Genomic DNA, 22,855 nt, shown 5'->3' on the forward strand with positions numbered 1-22,855 from the left:
TGTCGTGCGTGTGCCTGCCTCAGGCGGCCTCTTCTGTTGTGCCGTGGCGCCATAGGCGGGCGTAGGTGCCGTTGGCGGCTAAGAGGTCGGCGTGGGTGCCCTGTTCGGTTATCTGGCCGTTGGCCAGGACGACTATTCGGTCGGCTCTGGCGGCTGTGGCCAAGCGGTGGGCTACGACGAAGGTTGTTCTGGCGCCTGCCAGATGGGTGCTGGCTGCCAGTACTGCGGATTCGGTGGCTGGGTCGAGGGCTGCTGTTGCTTCGTCCAGCAGGAGGATGTCGGGGTTCACCAGCTCGGCTCTGGCCAGGGCTACCAGTTGGCGTTGGCCTGCTGAGAGGTGGTTGCCTCGTTCGCCGACTGGTTGGTGGAAGCCGTTCTGGAGGGTGGCGACCATGGGGAGGGCGCCTACTGCCTCTACGGCTTGTTGGATTTCTACTTTTGTGGCTGTGGGGCGGCCGTAGGCGACGTTGTCGGCCAGGTCGCCGCCGAACAGGTGGGCTTCTTGGGGGACCACGCCCAGGCGTTGGCGGTAGGCGGAGAGGTCGTAGGTGCGGATGTCGACGTCGTCGACTGTCACGGTGCCGGTGGTGGCGTCGTAGAAGCGGGCTATGAGTTTGACCAAAGTGGACTTGCCTGCGCCTGTTTCGCCTACCAGGGCGACTGTTTCGCCTGGAGGGACGTGCAGGGTCACGTTGGTCAGGGCCGGGCGCTCGGCTCCTGTGTAGGTGAAGGAGACGTTGTCGAGCTTCACCTCGCCTCGGAGGCGGGGTGGGACCGGGACTGGGGTCTGGGGTGGTTCGACTGTGGTTGGCGTGCGGAACAGGTCGCCTATGCGGCGCAGGCCCACTCTGGCTTGCTGGTAGCCGTCGAAGACGCCGGAGAGCTGCTGGATCGGGCTGAAGAACAGGCCCAGGTAGAGGAGGAAGGCCAGCAGGATGCCCGGGGTCAGGGTGCCGGTGGCCACTCGGTGGGCGCCCACTGCCAGGACCACGGCCTGGGCCACGCCGGAGAGCAGGGCCACGAACGGGAAGTACGTGGCGATGTAGCGCTGGGCTCGCAGGCGGGAGCGGCGGTAGGCGTCGCTGCGGGCGGCGAAGGCCTCCGCTGAGCGGCGTTCCCTCGTGTAGGCCTGGGAGACTCGCAGGCCTGAGACGTTCTCCTGGAGGTCGGCGTTCACCGCGCTGACGCGTTCGCGGGCCTCCGCGTAGGCGGTGGAGGAGAGGCGCTGGAAGACCACCGTCGAGACCGCCAGGACCGGGAGCACCGACAGGGCGATCAGGGCCAGGGAGGCGTCGGTGAGGACCAGGGCCGCGGTGATGCCCACGACGGTGATCAGGCTGATCACGGCTGTGACCAGGCCGGTCTGCAGGAACGTCGAGAGGGCGTCCACGTCCGTGGTCATCCTCGTCATGATGCGGCCGGCCATCTCGCGCTCGTAGTAGTCGAGGCCGAGGCGCTGCAGGTGGGCGTAGCTGCGGACGCGCAGCAGGTACAGCAGGCGTTCGCCCAGGCGGGCGGCGTAGACGGTGCTGCCCGCAGTCGTCAGCCAGCCGATCGCGACCAGGCCGATGCCCAGGCCGACCGCCAGCCACAGCGATGACTCGGTGCCCGTCGTGACGCCGCCGTCGACGCCCAGGCGGACCAGAGCGGGCAGGCCCATGCCGACCAGGGCGTCGAGGACCACGAGGGCCGCCACGCCGGTCAGCGCCCAGCGGACCGGGCGCAGCAGGCGGGCCAGGCGGAAGCCGGGGTCGGGGGCTCTCGGGTCCTCGCCGTGCAGGACCGGGGCCTCGGTCGCGGGCGGGAGCGCGCGGACCTGGGCCAGGAGCTCGGGGGTGGGCGGGCCGCCGGCCAGCGCGGCCATGCTGCCGCCCGGACCCCCGCCGCCGCCACCGCCGCGACGGCCGGCACCGGCGGGCGTGGAGGTCTTGGCCTCGTCGATCAGGCGCTGGTCGAGGTCTTCCTGGGACAGCGTCGGCCACAGCTCGCCGGTGCGTGCGGGGCGCGTGGACTCGATCGCCTCGCCGGGGCCGGCCAGCAGGTCGCGGTAGAGGGAGCACCGGGCGACGAGCTCGTCGTGGGTGCCGACGTCCACCACCCTGCCCTCGTCCAGGACCGCGATCCGGTCCGCCAGCGACAGGGTCGACCGGCGGTGCGCGACCAGCAGGGTCGTGCGGTTCTCCGTCACCGAGGCGAGCGTCGCGTGGATCGCCGCCTCGGTCGCGTTGTCGACCGCGGACGTCGCGTCGTCGAGCACCAGGATGCGCGGATCGGACAGCAGGGCGCGGGCCAGGGCGACGCGTTGGCGTTGGCCGCCCGACAGCGTCAGGCCGCGTTCACCGACCACCGTGTCGTAGCCGTCCTGCAGCGCCTCGATGAAGTCGTGGGCCTCGGCGGCCTTGGCCGCGCGCTCGACCTCCTCGCGGGACGCGTCGGGCTTGCCGTAGGCGATGTTCGCGAACACGGTGTCGGAGAACAGGAACGCCTCCTCGAACACCACGCCCACCGCACCGCGCAACGACTCCAGCCGCAACGTCCGCACGTCCGCGCCGCCGACCCGCACGGCACCGGAGTGCACGTCGTAGAACCGGGGCAGCAGCAACGACACCGTCGACTTGCCGGATCCTGCGGTGCCGACCAGCGCCAGCGTCTCGCCCGGCTCCACGGAGATCGAGAAGTCCCGCAGCACCGGCTCGCTGCGGGCGTACCCGAACGTCACGCCGGAGAACGAGACCCCCAGCGGCCCGGACGGCACCTCGCCGGGCCCGTCCGTCACGTCCGGCTGCGAGTCGATCAGCTCGTACACCCGCTCCACGCCGGCCCGCGCCAACTGCGCCGACACCATCAGGCCCGACAGCAGCCTGGTCGGCCCGATGAGGTTCGCCACGTACGTCGTGAACGCCAGGAACGTGCCCAGCGTGACCTGGCCGTGCAACGCGAGCCAGCCGCCCAGCCCGAGCACCGCGACCTGGCCGACCAGCGGCAGCGCCGTCACGGTGGCGAGCGGCTTCGACGACAGCTGCGCCGCGCGCATCCGTTCCGCGAACAGCGACTTGGCGTGCTTCTCCAGCCGCGCCACCTCGCGCGCCTCCTGGCCGAAGCCCTTCACCACGCGCACGCCGGTGACGGTCTCCTCGACGTGCTGCGCGAGGTCGGCTGCCCGCTGCTGCGCCGACCAGGTGGCCGGGAACAACGTGAGCCGGGTGCGCCCGGCGAGCCATGCCACCAGCGGCAGCACGATCACCGCGATGATCGTCAACGGCACCGACAGGTAGATCATCGCGGCCAGCGCGGCGAGCGCGAACACGACGGTGCCGACGGCCAGCGGTGCCATCATCAGCAACGACTGCACCAGCTGCAGGTCGGTGATCGACCGCGACACGATCTGCCCGGTCCGCAGCTCGTCCTGCTTCGCGCCGTCGAGCCGCTGCACGGCCGAGAACACGCCGAGCCGCAGGTCGTGCTGCACGCCCAGCGCGAGCCGCCCACCCAGATAACGGCGTAAGAACGCCGACCCGAACGTGAGCAGCTCGAGCACGACCAACGCCACCATCAGCGGCCACAACCGGTCCGTGCGGCCCACCGTCGAGTCGTCGATCGCCGTCTTGAGCAGCAACGGCCCCGCCGCTTGGAGACCCACGCCGACGACCGCGGCGACCACCGACAGCACCACCAGGCGGGGGTGCTGCCAGCACGCTGCGGTCAGTCGGCGGATCCAGCCCTTCGTCACGGGACCCACAGTACGTCTGGGGTCCGACATAAAAGTGTGACGTCAGAAACCGCAGGTCAGGTGATGTCCTTGGACTGCGTGACGGCCCAGCCGCCCGCGAACACGATCCCGGCCCAGCCGAGGAACACGAGCCCGGACAGGTACCAGTCCTGGGCACCGGCGGCACCCGCGATGGCCCGCAGCACGTCCTCGATCTCCGGTGGCACGACCCCCGCCGCGGACAGGAACAGCGACACCGCGACCGACCCGGTGAGCCCGTTGATCGACCCGTTCGGCAGGAACCCGATCACCATCGGCACCTCGAGGTACGCGAGCACGCCGTGCAGCACGTTCTCGATCACCAGGAAGTACAGCAGCAGGAGCACGATCGCCCCGGCCACGTTCGGGACCAGCGCGCCGACCCCGACGCCGAACATCGTCATCAGGATCGACGACAGCACGCAGACCAGCGTCAGCATCGCCCAGCCGCCCGCGTCCGGCAGCTGCCCGGACGAGCTCGTGAACACCACGCCGATGCCGAGGAACAGCATGATCGCGAGGCCGTAGATCGCGCCCCAGAAGACGTAGACCAGCATCTTCGCCAGCAACGCGTGCATGCGCGACGGCGAGGTGAGGAACGTCGTCGTGATCGTGCGCCTGCTGATCTCGCTGGAGATCGCCATCGCGCCGAACACCATCGGGAAGATCGTGGAGATGTTGATCGCCCGCGCCATCCCGAACAGCGACACCTTCCACTGGTCGGGCGTCACCCCCAGGAAGTCCGACACGTCGTCGACGTCACTGGACGACGCGAAGTCCACGAAGAACTGCCCCAGCAGACCGGTCGCGAGCCCCCAGCCGAGCGCCAGCACCGCGGTCGGGATCAGCAGACCCCACCACAGACCGGTCGTCGTCGTCTTGCGGAGCTCCGCCTGTACGAGGTTGCCCATCAGGCCCAACCACCCTGCTGCTGCTGGTACGGATTCGGCGCCGGCGCGTACCCGGCGTACTGGCCGCTGGTGAGCTGGAAGAACAGCCGCTCGAGGTCGACCTGCTCCTCCTGGATGCCGTAGATCGAGACGCCCGCCTTCAGCGCGGTGTCCGCGACCTGCCGGGAGTCCACACCGGACACCGCGAGCCTGCCGTCGGGCAGCTGCTCGATCGCCTGCACGCCCTCGGCCCGCAGAGCGGTCGCGAGCGCGTTGAGGTCCGACGGCTGCACGAGAACGCGCTTCTGCTGCGACTGCCTCAGCTGCTGCAACGGCCCGTAGAACATGGTCTGCCCGCGCGAGATGATCACGACCTGGTCGACGGTCTGCTCGACCTCCGCCAGCAGGTGGCTGGAGATCAGCACCGTGCGGCCCATGCGCGCGTAGGACTGCAGGAACGTGCGCAGCCAGGCGATGCCCTCGGGGTCGAGGCCGTTGGCCGGCTCGTCGAGCACGAGCACCTGCGGGTCGCCCAGCAACGCCGTGGCGAGCGCGAGCCGCTGCTTCATGCCGAGCGAGAACCCGCCCACCTTGCGGTCGGCGGCGCTGCCCAGGCCGACCAGGCCGAGGACCTGGTCGGCCTGCGCGTCCGGCACGCCGATGGCCGACGCGTACACGCGCAGGTGGTTGCGGGCGGAGCGGGCGGGGTGGAACCCCTGCGCCTCCAGCACCGCGCCCACCACGCGGCCGGGCTGGCCGAGTTGGTGGAACGGTCGTCCGTTGATCGTCGCCGTGCCGCCCGTCGGCTTCACGAGACCCAGCAGCATCCGCAGGGTCGTCGTCTTGCCCGCGCCGTTCGGGCCCAGGAAGCCCGTCACGCTGCCGGGTGACACGGTGAAGCTCAGGTTCTGCACCGCTGTGACCGGACCGAACTGCTTGGTCAGGTTCTGGACCGCGATGAGGCCGCTGCCGTCATGCATGCGGCCCATCCTGCCTGACTCGTCAGTCCGGCAAGGCGTGCTTGGGCCGAGACACGACGGGAGCGCGGTGCACGACCAGCGGGTCGCCGGACAGGACCGGCAGTTCGGCGGTCATCTCGGCCGGCGTTTCCGGCGGAAGGTCGATAACGCCTGATCGAGTGAACGGGTTGCGCAACGGCCGACGCCGCTCGCGGTGCGGCACCCCTTCGCCGATCAGGTGCTGGTGCGCCATGTTCCAGACCTGGCACGGCCACCGGCGGCGCCGCAGCCAGCCGGGACACGCCCGGCACCGGCCGTCCTCGTCGGGCTGGTGCACCGTGAGCAGCAGGCGCCAGCCGTCCGCGAGCCGGTGGATCTCCGCGCGGGCCAGCGGGACCAGCGCCGCCGCCTCACCCTGCTCGGCCACCTCATCCAGCAGCGCCAGCCGTTGCAGCACCGCGTCGCGCAGGGTCTCGTCCATCACATCTTCGCCGTGGCCTGATCGAGCAAAGAGCCCAGCCGGCGCGTCTGGGTGGCGGACATCACAGCCGTCTCGCCGGGAGGTGTGACCAGCAGGACCCGGTCGTTCTCCACCAGAACGGTCATCGATCTGTCTCGACCGAACGGGTCGTGGCAGTGGATCCAGCCCTGTGGTTCAGCCATGGAATCTCCTATCGAGGGATGCCCGACTCCGTCTTCATCGGCCGTCGTCCCTGCTCGCCGCACCGCGCGACCGGGAATTCACTCGTTTGCTGGACGAGCCCGACACGGGCAGTGGTCCAGTCGGGGAAACTTTTCGGTCGCGTTTGTGCGGGGGTGCTGGGCGCGCCGCGCTCAGGCCCGCTATATTTGGTGTCGGCGGCCCCGCTCCCAGTGACCCCCAGGCTGGTTGAGCGCGGCCGCCCTTTATTTTTCTCCGATCTATTTCCTGGCACCTCCTGTCGAAAAATCTCTTGCGCCCTGCGGTCTCGTACGCTGTAAGTTGCTCGTACACCGTAAGGGGGACGAGATGACTTCGACGACCGAGAAGGTCGGGGTGCGCCCGCACCCGCAGCGCTGGGCCGTGCTGGGCGTGCTCTGCCTGTCCGTCATGGTCGTGGTGCTGGACAACACCGTTCTGAACGTGGCGATCCCGTCGATCTCCACCGGTCTCGATGCCAGCACCGCGGACATCCAGTGGATGATCAACGCCTACTCGCTCGCGCTGGCGGGCCTGCTGCTCACGACCGGGTCGCTGAGCGACCGGTTCGGCCGTAAGAAGGCGCTGCTGGCCGGGTTGCTGCTGTTCGGGGCGGGCAGTGCCGTGGCGGCCTACGCGGGGTCGTCCGAGGCGTTGATCGCGGCCCGCGGCTTCATGGGCGTCGGTGCCGCGGTGCTGATGCCGGGCACGCTGGCCGTGTTGATGCAGTTGTTCGACGACAAGGAGAGGCCCAAGGCCATCGGCATCTGGGCGGCGGTCACCAGCCTCGGGTTCGCTGCCGGGCCGGTGATCGGCGGTGCGCTGATCAAGCACTTCTGGTGGGGCTCGGTGTTCCTGGTCAACGTGCCGGTGGCGGTCCTCGCGATCTCGGCCGTCGCGTTCCTGGTGCCCGAGTCGAAGGACCCGACCGTGCGCAGGCCGGACGTGCTCGGGTCGGTCCTGTCGATCATCGGCATGGTGTCGCTCGTGTACGCGGTGATCTCGGTGCCGGAGCACGGGTTCGGCTCACCGGAGTTCGGCGTGCCCGTCGCGGTCGGCCTGGTGACCATGGCCGGCTTCGCGTTCTGGGAACGGCACACTCCGGAGCCGATGCTCGACCTCGGGTTCTTCGCCGACCGCCGGTTCACCGGTGCGGTGGCCTCGGGGGTGCTGGCGGCGTTCGGCATGGCGGGCTCGCTCTTCCTGCTGACGCAACACCTCCAGGGCGTGCTCGGCTACAGCCCGCTGGAGGCCGGTGTGCGCGTGGCGCCGATGGCGATCGCGTTGCTCGTCACCAGCAACACGTTGGGGCAGCTGGTGATCAGGCTGGGAGCCGGCCGGGCGATGGTGCTGGGCATGACGGTCGTCGCGAGCGGCGTGGCGTTGCTGTCGATCGGCACGACCTACCCGCCGACGCTGGCCGGGCTGGTCCTCATCGGCGTCGGAGTCGGTGTGTCGCAACCGGTTGCCGTCAACGCGCTGATGGGGTCGATCCCGCCGGAACGCGCCGGCATCGCGTCCGGGCTGTCGGGAACGCTGACGGAGCTCGGGTCGTCCTTCGGCATCGCCGTGCTCGGGGCGCTGCTGTCGGCGCGGTTCGCGGCCTCGTTGCCCGAGGGCGTTCCCGGCCGGTCGTTGAGCGAGGCACTGCACAGCGGCGCCGACATCGCCGTCGTGCGCGAGGCGTTCTCCAACGGGATGAGCGTCAGCTTGGTCATCGGCGCTGTCGCCGTGTTCCTGGGAGGTGTGGTCGCCGGTGTTCTGCTGAGGCGTGCCTAGGATCGCGATGTGGAGAGCGTGTGGTTCAGCAAGCCCCGGCCCGGCAGCGGCCAGCCCCTCGGCCTGAGCCGTGAGGCCATCGTCCGCAAGGCGATGGAGATGCTGGACGCCGACGGCCTGCAGAAGCTGTCCATGCGGAAGCTCGCGGCCGCGCTCGGCGCCGCACCCATGTCGCTGTACTGGCACGTGCCGACGAAGGACGCGTTGATCGAGCTCTGCCTCGACGAGATCTACGGCGAGTTCACCCTGCCCGATCCCGAAACCGACTGGGAGACCGCGGTGCGCGCGATGATGCACGAGCTGCGCCGGCTCGCGCTCGAGCACCCGTGGTGGATCCGCGGGATCGGGCAGTTCAACACCATCGGCCCGAACGCGGTGGCCTACGCGGACGCCATGTTCGGGCCGATGCTGCGCGCGGGCCTGAGCACCGTGGCCGCCGCGCAGTCGATCTCCGCTGTGGGCAGCTACGTCAACGGGTACGCGATCGCGGAGGTCAACTTCGTCGGACGCGGCGGGATGGACTCGCCGCCCCCTGACCTGGGCAAGATCGCCGACCTCTACCGCGAGAAGCACCCCCGGTACGTCGCGATGCTGGACGAGAGGGAGATCTGGTCGCTGGACCGCCAGTTCGAGTTCGGGCTGGACTGCGTGATCGACGGCATCAAGGCGCGCGTCAAAGCACTCAGATAGGCGAAACCCCCGCAGCGATTCACGCGTGCGGGGGCCTCATTCATTCGGTTGGTCTTCAGACGACGGACTCCAGCGGCGTGTGCAGCAGGCCGGTCGCGTCAGCCACCGGGCCGTTGGTCAGCAGGCCGGCGTGGACGTTGAGGCCCAAGGCGAGCGAACGGTCGTCCTTGAGCGCCTTCTCCCAGCCCTTGTCGGCCAGCGCGACGGCGTACGGCAGCGTCACGTTGGTCAGCGCGTAGGTGGAGGTGCGCGGGACGGCGCCCGGCATGTTGGCCACGCAGTAGAACACCGAGTTGTGGACCTCGTAGGTCGGCTCGGCGTGCGTGGTGGCGCGGGAGTCCTCGAAGCAGCCGCCCTGGTCGATCGCGATGTCGACGAGCACCGAACCCGGCTTCATCTCGGCCACCAGGGCGTTCGAGACCAGCTTCGGGGCCGCGGCGCCCGGTACCAGCACGGCGCCGATGACCAGGTCGGCCTCGCGGACGGCCTGCTCGATGGCGAACGAGTTCGAGGCGAGCGTGCGCAGACGGCCGGAGAACTGGGCGTCGATCTGGCGCAGGCGGTCGACGTTGGTGTCGAGGATCTGCACGTCGGCGCCCATGCCGACGGCGATGGTGGCGGCGTTGACGCCCGCCACGCCGCCGCCGATCACGACCACGCGGGCCGGGGCGACACCGGGGACGCCGCCGGGCAGCACGCCGCGGCCGCCGGAGGGCTTCATCAGGCTGAACGCGCCGACCTGCGGGGCCAGGCGGCCCGCGACCTCGGACATCGGGGCGAGCAGCGGCAGCGCGCGGTTCGGCAGCTGCACGGTCTCGTAGGCGATGGCGGTGGTGCCGGACGCGAGCAGCGCCTCGGTCAGCGGCTTGTCGGCGGCGAGGTGGAGGTAGGTGAAGAGGGTCTGGCCGGCGCGGAGACGGGGGTACTCCTCGGCGATCGGCTCCTTGACCTTGAGGACCAGGTCGCCCTCCGCCCACACGTCGTCGGCGGTCGCGAGCACCTTGGCGCCCGCGGCGAGGTACTCCTCGTCTGTGATCGCGGAGCCCAGACCGGCGCCCTGCTCGACGAACACGTCGTGCCCGCGGCTCGTCAGCTCGTGCGCACCGGCAGGGGTGAGAGCGACGCGGTACTCGTGGTTCTTGATCTCGCGGGGAACTGCGATCCGCACGATGACTCCTCCGTTCGGTGGCCGACATCTCACAATGTGGGGCAGTGGGAAGGTCATGTCACTGTGCTGATCGCACTATCACGCACCCGTGTGGTTGTTCATCTAGGACAGGGCGACTCGGGCCGCTCTCGCGTGTGACTCGACCGGTTCGCGTTGACACCCGGCGGGGCCCGCACATAGCGTTCGGCCCCGAGAACTGAAGACCGGCCGTGGCGCGTCAGCGCCGGAACCCGAGTGGGAGAGACCTCGACGTCGGAGTCGGGGCGCCGAAGGGGCAAGCTCCCGCACACTCTCAGGCAGCAAGACCGCTCGGGGTAGGCAACTCTGCACGGCGGAGGGGGCGCAAGTGTGTCCTTGACCCGTCACCAGCCAGAGGAGTCGCCGTGCAGTTCCCCGAGAACCTGCTCTACACCACCGAGCACGAGTGGGTCGACTGGACGCCGGGCACCCAGGACCCGCTGACCTGCGGAATCACCGAGTACGCCGCGGACGCGCTCGGCGACATCGTCTTCGTGCAGCTGCCGGAGGTCGGCGCGAAGGTGATCACCAACGAGGTCTGCGGCGAGCTCGAGTCCACCAAGTCCGTCAGCGACCTGTTCTCGCCCGTCACCGGCGAGGTGATCGAGGTCAACGGCGCCGTCGTCGACGACCCGGCGATCGTCAACAGCGACCCCTACGGCGCCGGCTGGCTGTTCAAGGTTCGCGTCGAGTCGGCCGAGAACCTGCTCACGGCGGCGAAGTACGCCGAGCTCACCAAGTCCGACTGACATGGCCATCAGCGTCTTCGACCTGTTCTCCGTCGGCATCGGACCGTCCAGCTCGCACACGGTCGGTCCGATGCGCGCGGCGGCGATGTTCGTCGAGAAGCTCGGCGAGCGCCTGTCCGGAGTGGACCGGGTGCACGTCGAGCTCTTCGGTTCGCTCGGCGCCACCGGGCACGGCCACGGGAGCCCCAAGGCCGTCTTCCTCGGCCTGGAGGGCAACCTCCCCGAGGAGGTCGACCCCGCGGTCGCGGCCGGGCGCGTCGACGAGATCGTCGCGAGTGGACGGCTGCGGCTCGGCGGCACGCACGAGATCGCGTTCCGGCACGACCACGACCTCATCATGCACCGCCGCAAGTCGCTTCCTCTGCACCCCAACGGGATGAGCTTCGAGGCGTTCAGCGGGGGCACTTCGGTCGAGCACGCCGTCTACTACTCGATCGGCGGCGGGTTCGTCGTCGACGAGAACGCCTCGGGCACCGACCGGATCAAGCCGGACACCACGCCGTTGCCGCACCCGTTCCTCACCGGCGACGAGCTGCTCGCGCGCTGCCGCGAGACCGGGCTGTCGATCAGCGAGATCATGATGGCCAACGAGCTGTCGTGGCGCACCGAGGACGAGGTGCGGTCGGGGCTGCTGCACATCTGGCACGTCATGCAGGAGTGCGTCGAACGCGGCTGCACCGAGCACGGCGTGCTGCCCGGCGGCCTGAAGGTCCGCCGCCGCGCCGCCGAGATGCGCAAGCGCCTGGAGGGCGAGCACTTCGTCACCGACCCGCTGCGGGTCATGGACTGGGTGACCCTCTTCGCGCTGGCCGTCAACGAGGAGAACGCGGCGGGCGGCCGGGTCGTCACCGCACCGACCAACGGCGCGGCCGGCATCGTCCCGGCGGTCCTGCACTACTACACGAAGTTCGTGCCGGGGGCCGACGACGACGGCGTGGTCCGGTTCCTGCTGACCGCGGGTGCGATCGGCGTGCTGTTCAAGGAGAACGCGTCGATCTCCGGTGCCGAGGTCGGGTGCCAGGGCGAGGTCGGTTCCGCCTGCTCGATGGCGGCCGGCGGCCTCGCCGAGGTGCTCGGCGGCACGCCCGAACAGGTCGAGAACGCGGCCGAGATCGCCATGGAGCACAACCTCGGCCTGACCTGCGACCCGATCGGCGGGCTGGTGCAGATCCCGTGCATCGAACGCAACGCCGTCGCGTCGATCAAGGCGATCACCGCGGTGCGCATGGCGTTGCGCGGGGACGGGTCGCACTTCGTGTCGCTCGACAAGGTCATCAAGACCATGCGGGACACGGGCAAGGACATGTCGGTCAAGTACAAGGAGACGGCCCGCGGCGGACTCGCCGTGAACGTCATCGAGTGCTGAGCCACTCCTCGACCTCTTCGTGAGGCGTGGGACCGGTCCACCGCAGCCACGTGCCGAACGTGCTGTTCGCGCTGTGGACGTCCGACCACTCCTCGGCGAGGTGCTCGACGACCTCGCCGGGGAGCGTCTCGACCAGGCGCAGCCACGGCGTCAGGCTCTGGTCGAGCTGCGCGGCCGCCTGGACCAGCTCGCTCAGGTCCCGCCACCGCTCCTCGTCCGCGGCCGCGCGCAGGACGACGTCGGTGACCTGCGCGCGCAGCGCCGCGCGTTCGGCTTCCGGCCACTCGGCGAAGCCCGCCCAGGACAGTCCCATGGTGAGCCGGGAGTCGGGGTCGCCGTCCAGCAACCCGACCACGCGGTGCCCGATCCGGCGCCACGCGGGCGCGTACTCCTCGGGTGCGAAGTGGTCCTCGACCTCCCAGGCGAACTGCCACACGACCGCGTCCGGCACCAGCGCCGGGTCGCCGTCGAGCAGCTCCAGCTCAGCCTCGGTCCAGCAGAGTCCGCAGCCCTTCATCAGCGGGCGTCGTAGGCCTGCTGGGCCTCGATCACCTCGGGCATCCGCGCCTGCAGGAGCCGGATCAGCGCGAGCAGCCGCTCGGCCGTGTCGTGCCCGAGCGGCGTGAGGCTGTAGTCGACGCGCGGCGGGTTCGTGGGCTGCGCCACGCGGTGCACCAGCCCGTCGCGTTCCAGCGCCTGCAACGTCTGGGAGAGCATCTTCTCGCTGACCCCGTCGACGCGGCGGCGCAGCTCGTTGAAGCGCAGCGGGCCGTCGACGAGCACGCCCAGCGTCAATCCGCCCCACCTGCCGGTGACGTGCTCCAGCAAGGGACGTGACGGGCACGCCTTCGCGAACACGTTGTAGTCCATGAACAGCATCATAGCTGGTCAAAACGCTAACTGATAGTAAGTGTGAGGGCTCTCCCCGTCAGGAGAGCCCTCATGCCGTCAGAACGGCCAGTCGGCGTTCCGGCCCGCTTCGAGCAGGGGGATCGCCCTGAAGGTCGCGTCGGTCAGGCCGCCGAACTCGTGGCGGTTGCCCCTCCCGGTCGCGTACGCGCCCTTCTCGTACCCGCCCAGGTTGAAGCCGTAGATCGGCACGTGCGCCGGCACGGTGTTGCTGACGGTCCGCCCGAGCCCGCCACCCATCGTCTGCATGTCCGAGATGATGAAGACGCGGTCCTGGCCCCGGTAGGTCCGCCGCAGCGACCCGACGATGTCGGTGCCGTGCCCGACCTCGCCGATCCGCTTCAGGAACCGGTCGACCTCGCGGACGACCGACGCCCCGCGCGGGACCTCGTGCCGGAACACGCCCGTCGCGAAGCCGTGCACGTCGACCTGCTCGCCCTTCGCGCCCAGCGCCACGCCGAAGACCGCCGCGGCCTTGGCCGGGGTGACCTTCGACCGCGCCGAGAGCGTCACGCTCGTCATCGACCCCGAGGAGTCGATGAGGACCAGCGACCGGCCCGGCAGTGCGGGCAGGGTGCTCAGCGACGCCTGGAGCGCCTGGTCCAGGGCGTGGCCCCAGCGCAGGCTCGGCGCCGCCTCGTAGGCGGACAGGAAGCGGAACGGGAACTGCCGCGAGCGGGCGACCTGGCCGGGGTCGGCCAGCCGGGCCGCGACGGCTGCCGCGACCTCGTCGGACATGCCGGCCTCGTCGAAGTTCCTGAGGTTCCTCAACTGAGCCATGTAGCCCATGGACGGTGCCAGCGCCTCCCACACCTCACGGGTGAGCGGACCCTGCAGCCACCCGGCCACCGACTCCCACGTCATCCCGGCCCGGCGCAGCACGTCGGCCGCGTCCGGGCGCGTGAAGAGCGCGCGTCGCTCGGCGAGCGGCCACGCCATCAGCTCACGACGGGCCGCGATGACCCGCAGCTCGGACGGGACCGCCGCGTCGGCCGAGCGGCGCCGGTCCAGCAGGTGCTGGAACAGCGCGCCCTGCCACGAGGCGGCGGGCGAGGGGTGGGCGAGGTTCAGGACGTCGGCCATCCGGAAGCCGCGGGCGTCGCTGTCCCACTTGAGGACCGCGCGCTCGTCGTACAAGCGCCGGACGGCGTCGGCGATGCCGCGCTTGACCGGCTTCGGCACCCGCCGGCCGTTCTGGCCGGTCCAGTACGCGAGGAGCTCGCCGGGCTCGTCCGCCCGCTGCAGCACCGAGTCGATGACCGCGCGGTTGGTGACGCCCGCGTCCGAGGACTCCACGAGCCGGGCCAGGACGAACTCGGCCGCGCCGACGAGAGACGCCGTGCGCATGTTCGCCCCGTCGCGCAGCCACTTCAGCAGGCGCGCCGTCCACTCCGGATCCGCGAGCGCGGTGGTGTGGACGAGCTGCGCGAAACGGGCGTCGCGGCTGTTCCCGGACTCGTAGAAGGTGTCCTCGCCGCCCATGTTCGACACGGCGAGCAGGAACAGCTCGGACTTCGCGTCACGGGCGTAACCGTCGGCGCCCTCATAGGTGCGGCCGGACGGCTTCGCTGCCGTGGCGACCGGGCTGGTGCCCGCCGGACGTGCGCGGAAGATGTTGAACTTCGCCATCGGCTCATTCCCCCTCGAAGCAAAGAAAAGGGAGCCCACCAACCCCACACGTGTCCGAGATCAAGGTCGCGGAAGGTACGTTGCTGCTCTGCCGTTTGAGCTACAGCCGATTTCTCGTCTGGCGGGACTCGAACCCGCAACCCGCCCATTAACAGTGGAAGTAACCCTCTGCTTCGCACCGGACACGTGTGGAGTTGTGCGCTCCCGAGATCAAGTCGCGGAAGGTGACTGCTCACCGAGGTGAGCGAAACCGACCCTCGCCGGTTTTAGGAATCGAACCCAGATTTCACCAGAAGTAACCCTCCGCTGCGCACCGGGCGCACATTCATACAACCACGCCGCGCCAGCGATTTTTCTACGGCGCCGCCTTCACGAGCCGCCGCAGCAGGTAGAAGAGCCCGACGGTGAGCAGGAAACCGACGGCGCTGATCATGACGATCTGTTCGACGGTGTCGGCCTGCGACCCCGCGAACACGTAGGCGGCGCAGATCGGGATGGTGCCGACGAGGGTGAAGAACATGAAAGTGCGGAACGACACCCGCGACACCCCGGCGGACACCGAGACCGTCTCCGCCATCATCGGAATTCCGCGCGCCACCCCGTAGAACCACGGTCCGAACTGACGGCCCCACCGCCGCATCTCGGCCATCTCCTCCATGGTGACGACCCTGCGCACCAGGACCGGGCCCGCGAACCTGCCCAGGGCGTACCCTGCGGCAGAGGAACCCAGGGACCCGACGACCGCGAGTGCCAGCCCGAGGGGCAGGCCGAGTGCCGTCCCCGCCAGCACGATCAGCGGGGTCGACGGCACGGGTAGCAGCACGTCCACGACGAGCAGCGCGAAGATCACCACTGCCGCCCACACGGGGTCGATGCCGCGCACCCACGTCACGACTCCCTCGAAGTCGATGAGGTCGAGTGCCTCGAACACGATCCAGCTCAGCAGCACGAAGCCGAGCACGACGGCCGGTATCCACTTCCACCGAACGCCCGTCTCATAACTCATCGGGTGATGGTCGTACACGTCGATGCGCCGGACAATCCGCCAGTGGCGCAGGTTCCGCGAAGGAGACACACATGGGTGACGACCTCGTGCCGTTCCTCGGTCACTGGGTGCTCGATCCGGCGCGTTCCGCGTACACCGGCGGCACCCCGCCCCGAAGCGGACATTACGACCTGCGGCTCGACGGAGATCGCCTGGTCGTGAGCATCGAGGGCGTCCTGGGGTCCGGCGACCCCATCCGCACCGGGTACACATTGGACCTCTGGCAGGACACGCCGATGAGCGTCGGCGCGGTCGACCGGGTGCGCACGGTCGTCGAGCCGCGCCGGTTCTGCACGATCGCCTACGCGGGGGCGCAAGCGGTTGCGCGGGCGTGGCGGATCCTCGGCAACCTCAACGAGATGACGATCGTCCAGTCCGCACCCGACCACTTCGGCGTGTGGCGCGACGACGTGTCGGTGTACCGCAGGCAGTTCTAGGCGCCCAGGTCAGGAACGGGGCCGGAACACGGTGACGACGACGCGCAGGCCCAGCAGCACGCTGATGATCAGCAGGTTGTAGCCGAAGACCTGGTGGAGGCCGACGTCCGCGGCGACCTGCGGCCCGCCGGAGGACCCGAGGAGCAGCACCGCCATCACCCCCGCGGTCGCGCCCAGGACCGTCAGCATCACCTGGTGCAGCAGGCCGGTGACGAACGACCGGTCGCGCTCGTCCGCGAAGAGCCGCATCGACATGCTCAGCCTGCCCTGCTCCACGGCGCCGGTGATCCGGTCGATCCGCCGCGGCAGCCTGCGCAGCATCGGCAGGACGGCCTGGAGCTCCTCGGTCATCGTGCGCCTCACGGACTCGGGCGTGAGGCGTTCGGTGATCTGCTCGGTCGCGAACGCCCGCGACTCCACCACGATGTTGAAGCCCGGCGACAGCACGCCCAGGGTGCCCTCCAGCGTCGCGAGCGCCCGGAACACCGCCGCGATCTCCGGCGGGATGTCCAGGTCGCCCTCGGCCACGGCCCGCACGTCCGGCCGTTGCACCTTCACCACGACCTCGGCGCCCGTGGCCAGCACGGCCCGGTGGACCTGCGCGATGGAGGCCGCCGCCAGTGGTTGCGGGTCGATCGTCGTGAACGCTCCGGGCCCGAGCTCGGCGTCGAGCAGCGCGCGGACGTCGTCCCACTTCGCGGGCGGCACCTTGTCCTGCAACAGGCTCAGCTCGTCGACGAAGTCACCGGGCAGCAGGTCGGCGCGCGTGGACAGCACCTGGCCGAGCTTCACGAACGTCACGCCCGCGTCCTGCAACGCGAGCCGCAACGACCGCGCGAGACCGATGTCGGACCGTTCGCGGCCGCGCAGGTAGGGGCCGAGCCCGTGGCGGACGGCGATCGCGGTGATGCGCGAGTAGCGGCGGGTGCGGGCGATCCGGCGGCGCGCCATGCCCCACCACTCGGTGGGCGGCGGGATCGAGCCGGTCGGCACGATGATCTCGGCGAACGCCAGCAGGCCGATCACGACGAGCAGCGACAGTCCCAGTTGGATGGTCGCGAGCGAGGTGGTCGGCGACGTCGTCCCGCCGAAGAGGCCGGACGCGATCGACATCGCCAGCAGGCACGCCAGCGCCGTGCGAACCAGGCCGACGCGCAGGCCGAGGATTCGCCGTGCTGCCAGGGACATGCCCAGCACGAGCAGCACGAACGTGACCGGGAAGCCGATCGTGTAGACCAGGAAGTCCCCCATGGCCGCAGCCTAGGCGGACCTCCCTGAGAGTTCAGGCAGAACGCCACCGGTGTTCCAGCACGACGGCGGTGTGCTGGAACACCGGTGGCGCGGTCTCTAGAAGTCGAACACCTTGCCGGTGAACGCGCGCACCACGCACGGGTTCGAGTACACCTGCTGGAAGTCGATCCTCTTCTTGCGCCACTTGCCGCGCAGCGTCGCCTTGGTCGGGTTCAGCTCCATCGTGCACATCGCGCCGGTCGCTTCCAGTCTGCGGAAGTCGCCTTCGACGGGGATGAGCTGGTCGCACGCTTCCTTCGCGTTGCGGTGCGTGCCACCGGCCGGTTCGCAGGTCAGCTGGGTGGTGCTGAACGTGCCCATCTCCGACTGCAGCGACAGCACGAGGCCGGCCGCGGGGACGAGGGGCTCTGCACGGAGGGGCGCTGCCTGGGCTGTCGCGGGGAAGAGCGGTGCGGCGAGCGCGAGACAGGCAAAAAGAAGTCGGGTCCTTGCCATGCCACCACCTTGGCGCGGCGAGGACCCGAACTTCCAATCAACTCAGCGGTAACACCGGATCGTGTACATCGCGATCACACCGTGCAACTAGATGCCGGCGGACGCCGTCCCGAGCGCCGCGGCGACCTGGTTGCCCACCGCGGCCATGCCCTTCGCGTTCGGGTGCACCGGGAACGCGAGGCTCGTCGGGATGATGCCCTCGACCCACTTGTCCCACGGCGCCGCGCACGTGTCGCGGCCCAGGCTGATGTCGTACGGGTTCACGAACGTGGCGCCGGCCGCTTTCGCCTGCGCGCCCAGCATTCCGTTGAGCTGCTGCTGCACGCCGCCGAGGTACGGCACGTCGCCGCGCGAGATCGGCACGACCGGCCAGCAGCCACCCGACGGCGGCAGGATCCTCAGGTAGCCGACGACGACGATCTTGGCGTTGGGGGAGCGCTGCTTGATGCCCGCCAGCACGTCGGCGACCTTCGTGCCGGTCGCGGCGACGCGCTGGGCCAGCGAGTCGCCGTAGCTCGCCTTGCAGGGCGCGCCGTTCGGGTCGGCGATGCTCTTGCCGGCGCAGGTCAGGATGATGTCCGAGAAGCCGATGTCGTTGCCGCCGATGGAGATCGTCACGAGGTCCGTGTCGGCCCTCAGCGCGGAGAACTGCGGCACGGACTGGCCGGGGATGCCGCTCTGCACACCTGCCATGTCCTTCGTCTGCGCGCCACCGCAGGAGATGTCGGTGAAGTTCGCGACCCCGAGCCGCCTCGCGAGCACGGACGGGTAGTTCTGCGTCGACTTGAAACAGCTCAGCGGGTCAAGCCGCTGCAGCGGGATGAACGGCCCGGACACGAACGAGTCTCCGAGCGAGACGTAGTTCCGGTATCGCGGGGCAGCACTGGCGGGCAGGGCCAGCAGGGCCGCGATCATGGCTGTGAGCAGGGAGATGACAGTCACTCGGCGCGTCATTGCTACCTCGTTACTGAGCAGTAGGAACGTAGGACGAAGGGTGACCGGGCCATTGCGCAGTGTCAATCCCTCGACCAGGCTGGAACGATGACGGGGGTGCGGAAAGCAGCGGTGGCGTCCGCGGTCGGCAACACGATCGAGCTGTACGACTTCCTGCTCTACGGCACGGCTTCGGCGCTCGTGTTCGACAAGATCTTCTTCCCGCAGTTCGACTCGCGCGTGGGCGTGCTGCTCGCGTTCGCCACGTTCGGAGCCGGTTTCCTCGCCCGCCCGCTCGGCGGTGCGGTCATCGGCCACCTCGGCGACCGGATCGGCCGCCGCGCGATGCTCGTGATCACCCTGTCGGTCACGGGTGTGGCGACGGCGGCGATCGGTCTGCTGCCGACGTACGCACAGGTGGGCATCCTCGCGCCGTTGCTGCTCGTGCTGCTGCGAGTCGTGCAAGGCTTCTTCATGGGCGGAGAACAGAGCGGTGCGTCGCTGATGGCGGTCGAGCACGCGCCGCCGGGCCGGTGGGGGTGGTACGGCAGCTGGGTGTTCATCGGGTCGCCGGTCGGGCTCGTGCTGGCGAACCTCGCGATGTTCCTGTCGGAGCGTGTTTCCGGCCAGGACTTCCTGTCGTGGGGCTGGCGGCTGCCGTTCCTGTTCTCGGTCGTGCTGGTCGGGATCGGGCTCTACATCCGGCTGCGCGTCTCGGAGTCGCCGCGGTTCGCGCGGGCCGAGAAGTCGCGGCTGCCGATCGCCGAGGTGCTGCGCGACCGGTGGCGCGTGGTGCTGCTGGGGGCCGGGGTGAACCTCGGCTTCACGATCTTCATCTACGTGCTGAGCGTGTTCATGATCGGCTACGGCCGCACGGCGCTGAAGATCCCCGCGGACGGCCTGCTGGTGGCGATCATCGTCGGGTCGGCGGCGCAGGTCGTCGCGGTGCCGGCGTTCGGCCTGCTCTCGGACCGCGTCGGGCGGTTCCCGGTGATGTTCGGCGGTGCGATCTTCCAGACCGCGTTCGCGTTCCCGTTGTTCTGGCTCACGGACTCGGGCTGGTTCACGTTCGCGATGGTGCTGGGGTTCGTGGGCTCGGCGGCGTTGTTCGGCCCCTCGGCCGCGTACTTCGCCGAGCTCTTCCGAACCCGTGTGCGCTACAGCGGCGTGGCGCTGAGCTTCCAGCTCGGTGCCGTGCTGGGTGGCGGGCTCGCGCCGCTGGTCGCGCAGTCGTTGCTGCGCACCGGAATCTGGGCGATCGCGCTGTACCTGATCGCGGGCGCCGTGCTGTCCGGCGGGTGCCTGCTCGTGATCGGCTCAGCGCACGAGGCGGAGCCGGCGGGCGGCGAGGCCGACGGTCAGGCGCTGACCCCAGCCGAGGCGTAGCGCGTCGCTCTCGATGCCGTCGCCGAACGCCACCAGGCCGTCGGACTCGACGTCGATGGTGAGCGCCCGGTCGGTGATCTCGCCCTCGGTGTGGGCGATGCCGGTGCTCGGCGACGGCCAGGCCTCCCGGACGAACCAGGCCAGCCTGCGTTCGGTCGGGGTCGGCAGTGCGATGGCGCTCTTCCTCTCCCGGTGGGCGGAACTGCACCAGCCCGTCGCCCCCGTGCCGCTGCCGATGAGGATGCCGGACGACGCCTGGCGTTCGTCCTCTACGCGGTAGCGGCTGGTCTGGTGGCTCGGGTGGCCGACGTAGATCTCGTTGAGCGCCAACAGGGTCTGGCCGTCGTCCGACCTGGCCTCGACCATCGTGCGGTCCTCGGTGTCGCCGGTGCGGTGCAGGAGGTCGGCCGCGTCGGCGGGGGCGTGCTTCGCGAGCACGCCCCGCTCCGGGTTGATGCCGATCACCGGCTGGCCGTCCAGGTACTTGGCGACGTTGGCCACCAGCCCGTCCTGGCCGACGATGACGACTACGTCCTCGGGCGCGAACAGGAACCGCGACAGGTCTTCCCTCTCGACGACGCCACGGCGCCAGTCCAGCGGGATTGCGGCGCCGACCTCTCCCAACGCTTCTCGGGTCTGCTGGTCACGGTCCACCACCTCGTCCAGGGTTCTGTTGCGGGACTTGAGGAAGAACTCGACCTGCCCTCTCGTCCCGTGCCTCGCCAGCAACTCTGTCAGCTCGGTGCGCCGGTGCACCAGCACAATTCTCGGGGCGAGGCTCATCGCGCCAGCCGGTTCAGGATCGGCTGGATGATGTCCGGGGTGAGGGTGATGCTGCCGATCTCGGGGAGGTTGCCGGCGAGCTCCTTGGCGGCCAGGGCGTACAGGACGGTCTCGGGGACGTCGCGGTAGGCGTCGAGCCGTGCCTTCTCGCCGGCGGCCTCGGCCTCGGCCAGCCGCTGGATGCCCTCGGCCTTGGCCTCGGTGGCGATCCTGGCCGTCCTGGCGTTGTCCTCGGCCTGCTTGAGGGCGTTCGCGCCTCGTTGGACGACCAGCTGTTCCTCGCGCTTGGCGAGCTCGATCTGGTTCTTCAGCTCGTTCTCGCTGATGGCGCGTTCCCGTTCCACCGCGACGGCCCGGCGTTCGTAGGTGGCCTTGTCGGCCTCCTGCTGCACGCGCTCGCGGATGGTGGTCTGCAGGGCCTTCTCCATGTCGGCGTCCGGGCGGATGGCGACCACCCTGACGTCGATGATCTCCAGGCCGATGTGGTCGGCCTTGAGGTTGGTCTGCACCGCAGTCTTGACGCGTTCGACGCCGGTCCTGATGGCCTGGTCCAGGTCGAGGGTGGCGAGGATCTTGAGGGCGTGCTGCTGGGTGCTCTCCGTCAGGGTGTTCGCGATCTGGCTCAGCGGGTCCTGGCGCCACACGCCCGTGTCCGGGTCGATCGAGAAGTCGATCCTGCTCGTCGCGACCTCCGGGTCGGTGCAGCGGTAGGTGACGGTCAGCTGGACCGTGACGTCCTGGTAGTCCTGCGTTCTGGCGTGGAAGAGCATCGGCAGCTCCCGGTCGTCCACCGGGACCTCGCTGATCACCGCGGTCCTGGGGCGGAACCAGAAGCTCTGGCCGGTGCCCTCGTGGACCAGCTCGCCCTTCCTGACGTGTCTGATGTGGACCGTGGGCGTGCCCCTCAGGTGGCGGAGTCCGGGGTAGGTGCTGATGTCTGCCATCGTTCGCAGCCTTTCGAGTACTTGTCGTCTGTCTGACGATAACTCTATACTCGGTGGTGTGTACTCGCCAAGTGATTTCCCTCCCTTCGCGGTCACGGTCGACTTGGTGGTCCTGACCGTGCGGTCCGACGCGCTGTGTGCGCTGTTGGTTCAGCGTGGGGAGGAGCCGTATCTCGGGTCCTGGGCGTTGCCCGGGGGGTTCGTTCAGGTTGCCGAGTCGGTGGATGCTGCTGCTGCTCGTGAGCTTGTCGAGGAGACCGGGGTTTCCGGGCTGCATCTCGAGCAGTTGGGGACTTATGGGGAGCCTGGGCGGGATCCTCGGATGCGGGTGGTGTCCGTGGCTTATCTGGCGTTGGCGGCTGATCTGCCTGTGCCGGTGGCTGGGACTGATGCTGCTGCGGCTTCGTTCGTGCCGGTGGAGTCGGTTTCGTCGTTGGCCTTCGACCACGGTTTGATCTTGAGGGATGGGGTGGAGAGGGCTCGGGCGAAGTTGGAGTACTCGCCGTTGGGGGCTGAGTTTTGTCCTGCCGAGTTCACTGTGGCTGAGTTGCGGCGGGTTTATGAGATTGTCTGGGGGGTTGCGTTGGATCCTCGGAACTTTCATCGGAAAGTTACTGGGGTTGGTGGGTTGTTGGTTGCCACTGGGGAGACGACTGGGCGGGATGGGGGGCGGCCTGCGGCGCTTTTTCGGCGGGGGGACGCTGTTTCGTTGTATCCGCCGTTGGTTCGTCCGTAGGTCCCGTTTTGCTGTTGGGTTCCTGTTTCGGGCGCGGGGCTCTGCCCCGGACCCCGCCAACTGATCAAAGACCGGCCAGCGCCGCCGGCGGGTTGATGGCACGCCTGTTTGGGTTGGGCGGCTTGCTGTTGTGGTGGTGGTGCGGTTCGGGTGGGGTGGTCCCGTCACGAACCGAGGCAAGAGCGAGCCACACCAGGTCAGGGGTGTCAACCCGGCGAAAAGCGTGCCGGGTTGACACCCCTGACCTGGTGCAGCGAGTGC

The 22,855-nt window shown here is 69.5% G+C and carries 22 protein-coding genes and 1 riboswitch; of the genes, 7 read left to right on the forward strand and 15 right to left on the reverse strand.

The genetic code is table 11. The annotated features are described in order from the left end of the window. Positions 1–19 precede the first annotated feature (19 nt). Genes ACFWV3_RS37215 through ACFWV3_RS37235 form a run of 5 tightly spaced genes read right to left on the reverse strand, consistent with a single transcriptional unit; the run spans position 20 to position 6,260 of the window. Positions 20–3,760 carry an ABC transporter ATP-binding protein gene (locus ACFWV3_RS37215; protein WP_382418612.1) on the reverse strand — a complete coding sequence of 1,247 codons (3,741 nt, stop codon included), beginning with the start codon at positions 3,758–3,760 and terminating at the stop codon, positions 20–22. A gap of 26 nt (positions 3,761–3,786) precedes the next feature. Next, positions 3,787–4,659: a hypothetical protein gene (locus ACFWV3_RS37220; protein WP_382418614.1), complete on the reverse strand. Its 873-nt coding sequence runs from the start codon at positions 4,657–4,659 to the stop codon at positions 3,787–3,789. Beyond that, entirely contained in the window at positions 4,659–5,618 is a 960-nt protein-coding gene (locus tag ACFWV3_RS37225; RefSeq protein ID WP_382418616.1) for an ABC transporter ATP-binding protein, read from the reverse strand. The genes ACFWV3_RS37220 and ACFWV3_RS37225 overlap by 1 nt, the downstream gene beginning before the upstream one ends. Positions 5,619–5,640: 22 nt before the next feature. Then, positions 5,641–6,078, reverse strand: a complete 438-nt coding sequence (locus ACFWV3_RS37230) for a hypothetical protein (protein WP_382418618.1) — start codon at positions 6,076–6,078, stop codon at positions 5,641–5,643. Next, positions 6,078–6,260 carry a hypothetical protein gene (locus ACFWV3_RS37235; RefSeq protein ID WP_045312139.1) on the reverse strand — a complete coding sequence of 61 codons (183 nt, stop codon included), beginning with the start codon at positions 6,258–6,260 and terminating at the stop codon, positions 6,078–6,080. The genes ACFWV3_RS37230 and ACFWV3_RS37235 overlap by 1 nt, the downstream gene beginning before the upstream one ends. Before the next feature lie 346 nt (positions 6,261–6,606). Between ACFWV3_RS37235 and ACFWV3_RS37240 the strand changes: the two genes are divergently transcribed. Continuing rightward, complete coding sequence (locus ACFWV3_RS37240; RefSeq protein WP_382418620.1) at positions 6,607–8,055, forward strand: MFS transporter; 1,449 nt, start codon at positions 6,607–6,609, stop codon at positions 8,053–8,055. 9 nt (positions 8,056–8,064) lie between these two features. After that, entirely contained in the window at positions 8,065–8,745 is a 681-nt protein-coding gene (locus ACFWV3_RS37245; RefSeq protein ID WP_382418622.1) for a TetR/AcrR family transcriptional regulator, read from the forward strand. A gap of 55 nt (positions 8,746–8,800) precedes the next feature. Here ACFWV3_RS37245 and ald read toward each other — a convergent pair whose 3' ends face one another. After that, positions 8,801–9,913, reverse strand: a complete 1,113-nt coding sequence (gene ald, locus ACFWV3_RS37250; protein ID WP_382418623.1) for an alanine dehydrogenase — start codon at positions 9,911–9,913, stop codon at positions 8,801–8,803. Positions 9,914–10,138: 225 nt separating this feature from the next. After that, a riboswitch (glycine riboswitch) is annotated at positions 10,139–10,231 on the forward strand. 65 nt (positions 10,232–10,296) lie between these two features. On the opposite strand from ald, the gene gcvH reads away from it, so the two are divergent. Both gcvH and ACFWV3_RS37260 read left to right on the forward strand, forming a co-directional pair. After that, positions 10,297–10,680, forward strand: coding sequence for a glycine cleavage system protein GcvH (gcvH, locus tag ACFWV3_RS37255; RefSeq protein ID WP_382418624.1), 384 nt, complete (start codon positions 10,297–10,299; stop codon positions 10,678–10,680). A 1-nt stretch (position 10,681) separates the two neighbouring features. After that, the gene (locus tag ACFWV3_RS37260; protein ID WP_382418625.1) at positions 10,682–12,046 is read left to right on the forward strand and encodes an L-serine ammonia-lyase; all 1,365 of its coding nucleotides are present in this window, start codon (positions 10,682–10,684) and stop codon (positions 12,044–12,046) included. Here ACFWV3_RS37260 and ACFWV3_RS37265 read toward each other — a convergent pair. The 4 genes from ACFWV3_RS37265 to ACFWV3_RS37280 form a co-directional block, all read right to left on the reverse strand. Then, entirely contained in the window at positions 12,033–12,563 is a 531-nt protein-coding gene (locus ACFWV3_RS37265; RefSeq protein WP_382418626.1) for a hypothetical protein, read from the reverse strand. The genes ACFWV3_RS37260 and ACFWV3_RS37265 overlap by 14 nt on opposite strands. Continuing rightward, positions 12,563–12,916, reverse strand: a complete 354-nt coding sequence (locus ACFWV3_RS37270; RefSeq protein ID WP_382418627.1) for a winged helix-turn-helix transcriptional regulator — start codon at positions 12,914–12,916, stop codon at positions 12,563–12,565. The genes ACFWV3_RS37265 and ACFWV3_RS37270 overlap by 1 nt, the downstream gene beginning before the upstream one ends. Positions 12,917–12,994: 78 nt before the next feature. After that, positions 12,995–14,584 carry a TROVE domain-containing protein gene (locus ACFWV3_RS37275; protein WP_382418628.1) on the reverse strand — a complete coding sequence of 530 codons (1,590 nt, stop codon included), beginning with the start codon at positions 14,582–14,584 and terminating at the stop codon, positions 12,995–12,997. 355 nt (positions 14,585–14,939) lie between these two features. Next, positions 14,940–15,590 (reverse strand): TVP38/TMEM64 family protein, encoded by a 651-nt coding sequence (locus ACFWV3_RS37280; protein WP_382418629.1) that lies wholly within the window; start codon positions 15,588–15,590, stop codon positions 14,940–14,942. A 71-nt stretch (positions 15,591–15,661) separates the two neighbouring features. Here ACFWV3_RS37280 and ACFWV3_RS37285 point away from each other — a divergent pair, with 71 nt between their 5' ends. After that, a complete protein-coding gene (locus ACFWV3_RS37285) occupies positions 15,662–16,066 on the forward strand; it encodes a hypothetical protein (RefSeq protein ID WP_382418630.1) in 405 nt (134 codons plus the stop codon). A 9-nt stretch (positions 16,067–16,075) separates the two neighbouring features. Here ACFWV3_RS37285 and ACFWV3_RS37290 read toward each other — a convergent pair whose 3' ends face one another. The 3 genes from ACFWV3_RS37290 to ACFWV3_RS37300 form a co-directional block, all read right to left on the reverse strand. Beyond that, the gene (locus tag ACFWV3_RS37290) at positions 16,076–17,317 is read right to left on the reverse strand and encodes an AarF/UbiB family protein (protein WP_382418631.1); all 1,242 of its coding nucleotides are present in this window, start codon (positions 17,315–17,317) and stop codon (positions 16,076–16,078) included. A gap of 96 nt (positions 17,318–17,413) precedes the next feature. Then, complete coding sequence (locus ACFWV3_RS37295; protein WP_382418632.1) at positions 17,414–17,812, reverse strand: SSI family serine proteinase inhibitor; 399 nt, start codon at positions 17,810–17,812, stop codon at positions 17,414–17,416. 87 nt (positions 17,813–17,899) lie between these two features. Beyond that, positions 17,900–18,766, reverse strand: a complete 867-nt coding sequence (locus ACFWV3_RS37300) for an SGNH/GDSL hydrolase family protein (RefSeq protein ID WP_382418633.1) — start codon at positions 18,764–18,766, stop codon at positions 17,900–17,902. An 87-nt stretch (positions 18,767–18,853) separates the two neighbouring features. Here ACFWV3_RS37300 and ACFWV3_RS37305 point away from each other — a divergent pair, with 87 nt between their 5' ends. Then, positions 18,854–20,131, forward strand: coding sequence for an MFS transporter (locus tag ACFWV3_RS37305; protein ID WP_382418634.1), 1,278 nt, complete (start codon positions 18,854–18,856; stop codon positions 20,129–20,131). On the opposite strand, the gene ACFWV3_RS37310 is transcribed toward ACFWV3_RS37305, so the two are convergent. Further along, entirely contained in the window at positions 20,063–20,914 is an 852-nt protein-coding gene (locus tag ACFWV3_RS37310) for a hypothetical protein (RefSeq protein ID WP_382418635.1), read from the reverse strand. The genes ACFWV3_RS37305 and ACFWV3_RS37310 overlap by 69 nt on opposite strands. After that, positions 20,911–21,858, reverse strand: coding sequence for an SPFH domain-containing protein (locus ACFWV3_RS37315; RefSeq protein WP_382418636.1), 948 nt, complete (start codon positions 21,856–21,858; stop codon positions 20,911–20,913). Before ACFWV3_RS37315 ends, ACFWV3_RS37310 begins: the two co-directional genes overlap by 4 nt. A gap of 58 nt (positions 21,859–21,916) precedes the next feature. On the opposite strand from ACFWV3_RS37315, the gene ACFWV3_RS37320 reads away from it, so the two are divergent. After that, on the forward strand, positions 21,917–22,594 hold the full coding sequence (locus ACFWV3_RS37320; protein ID WP_382418637.1) for an NUDIX domain-containing protein: 678 nt from the start codon (positions 21,917–21,919) through the stop codon (positions 22,592–22,594). The last annotated feature ends 261 nt before the right edge of the window (positions 22,595–22,855 follow it).

The organism is Lentzea sp. NPDC059081 (assembly GCF_042738015.1).
In the GTDB taxonomy this organism is placed as follows: Bacteria; Actinomycetota; Actinomycetes; order Mycobacteriales; family Pseudonocardiaceae; genus Lentzea.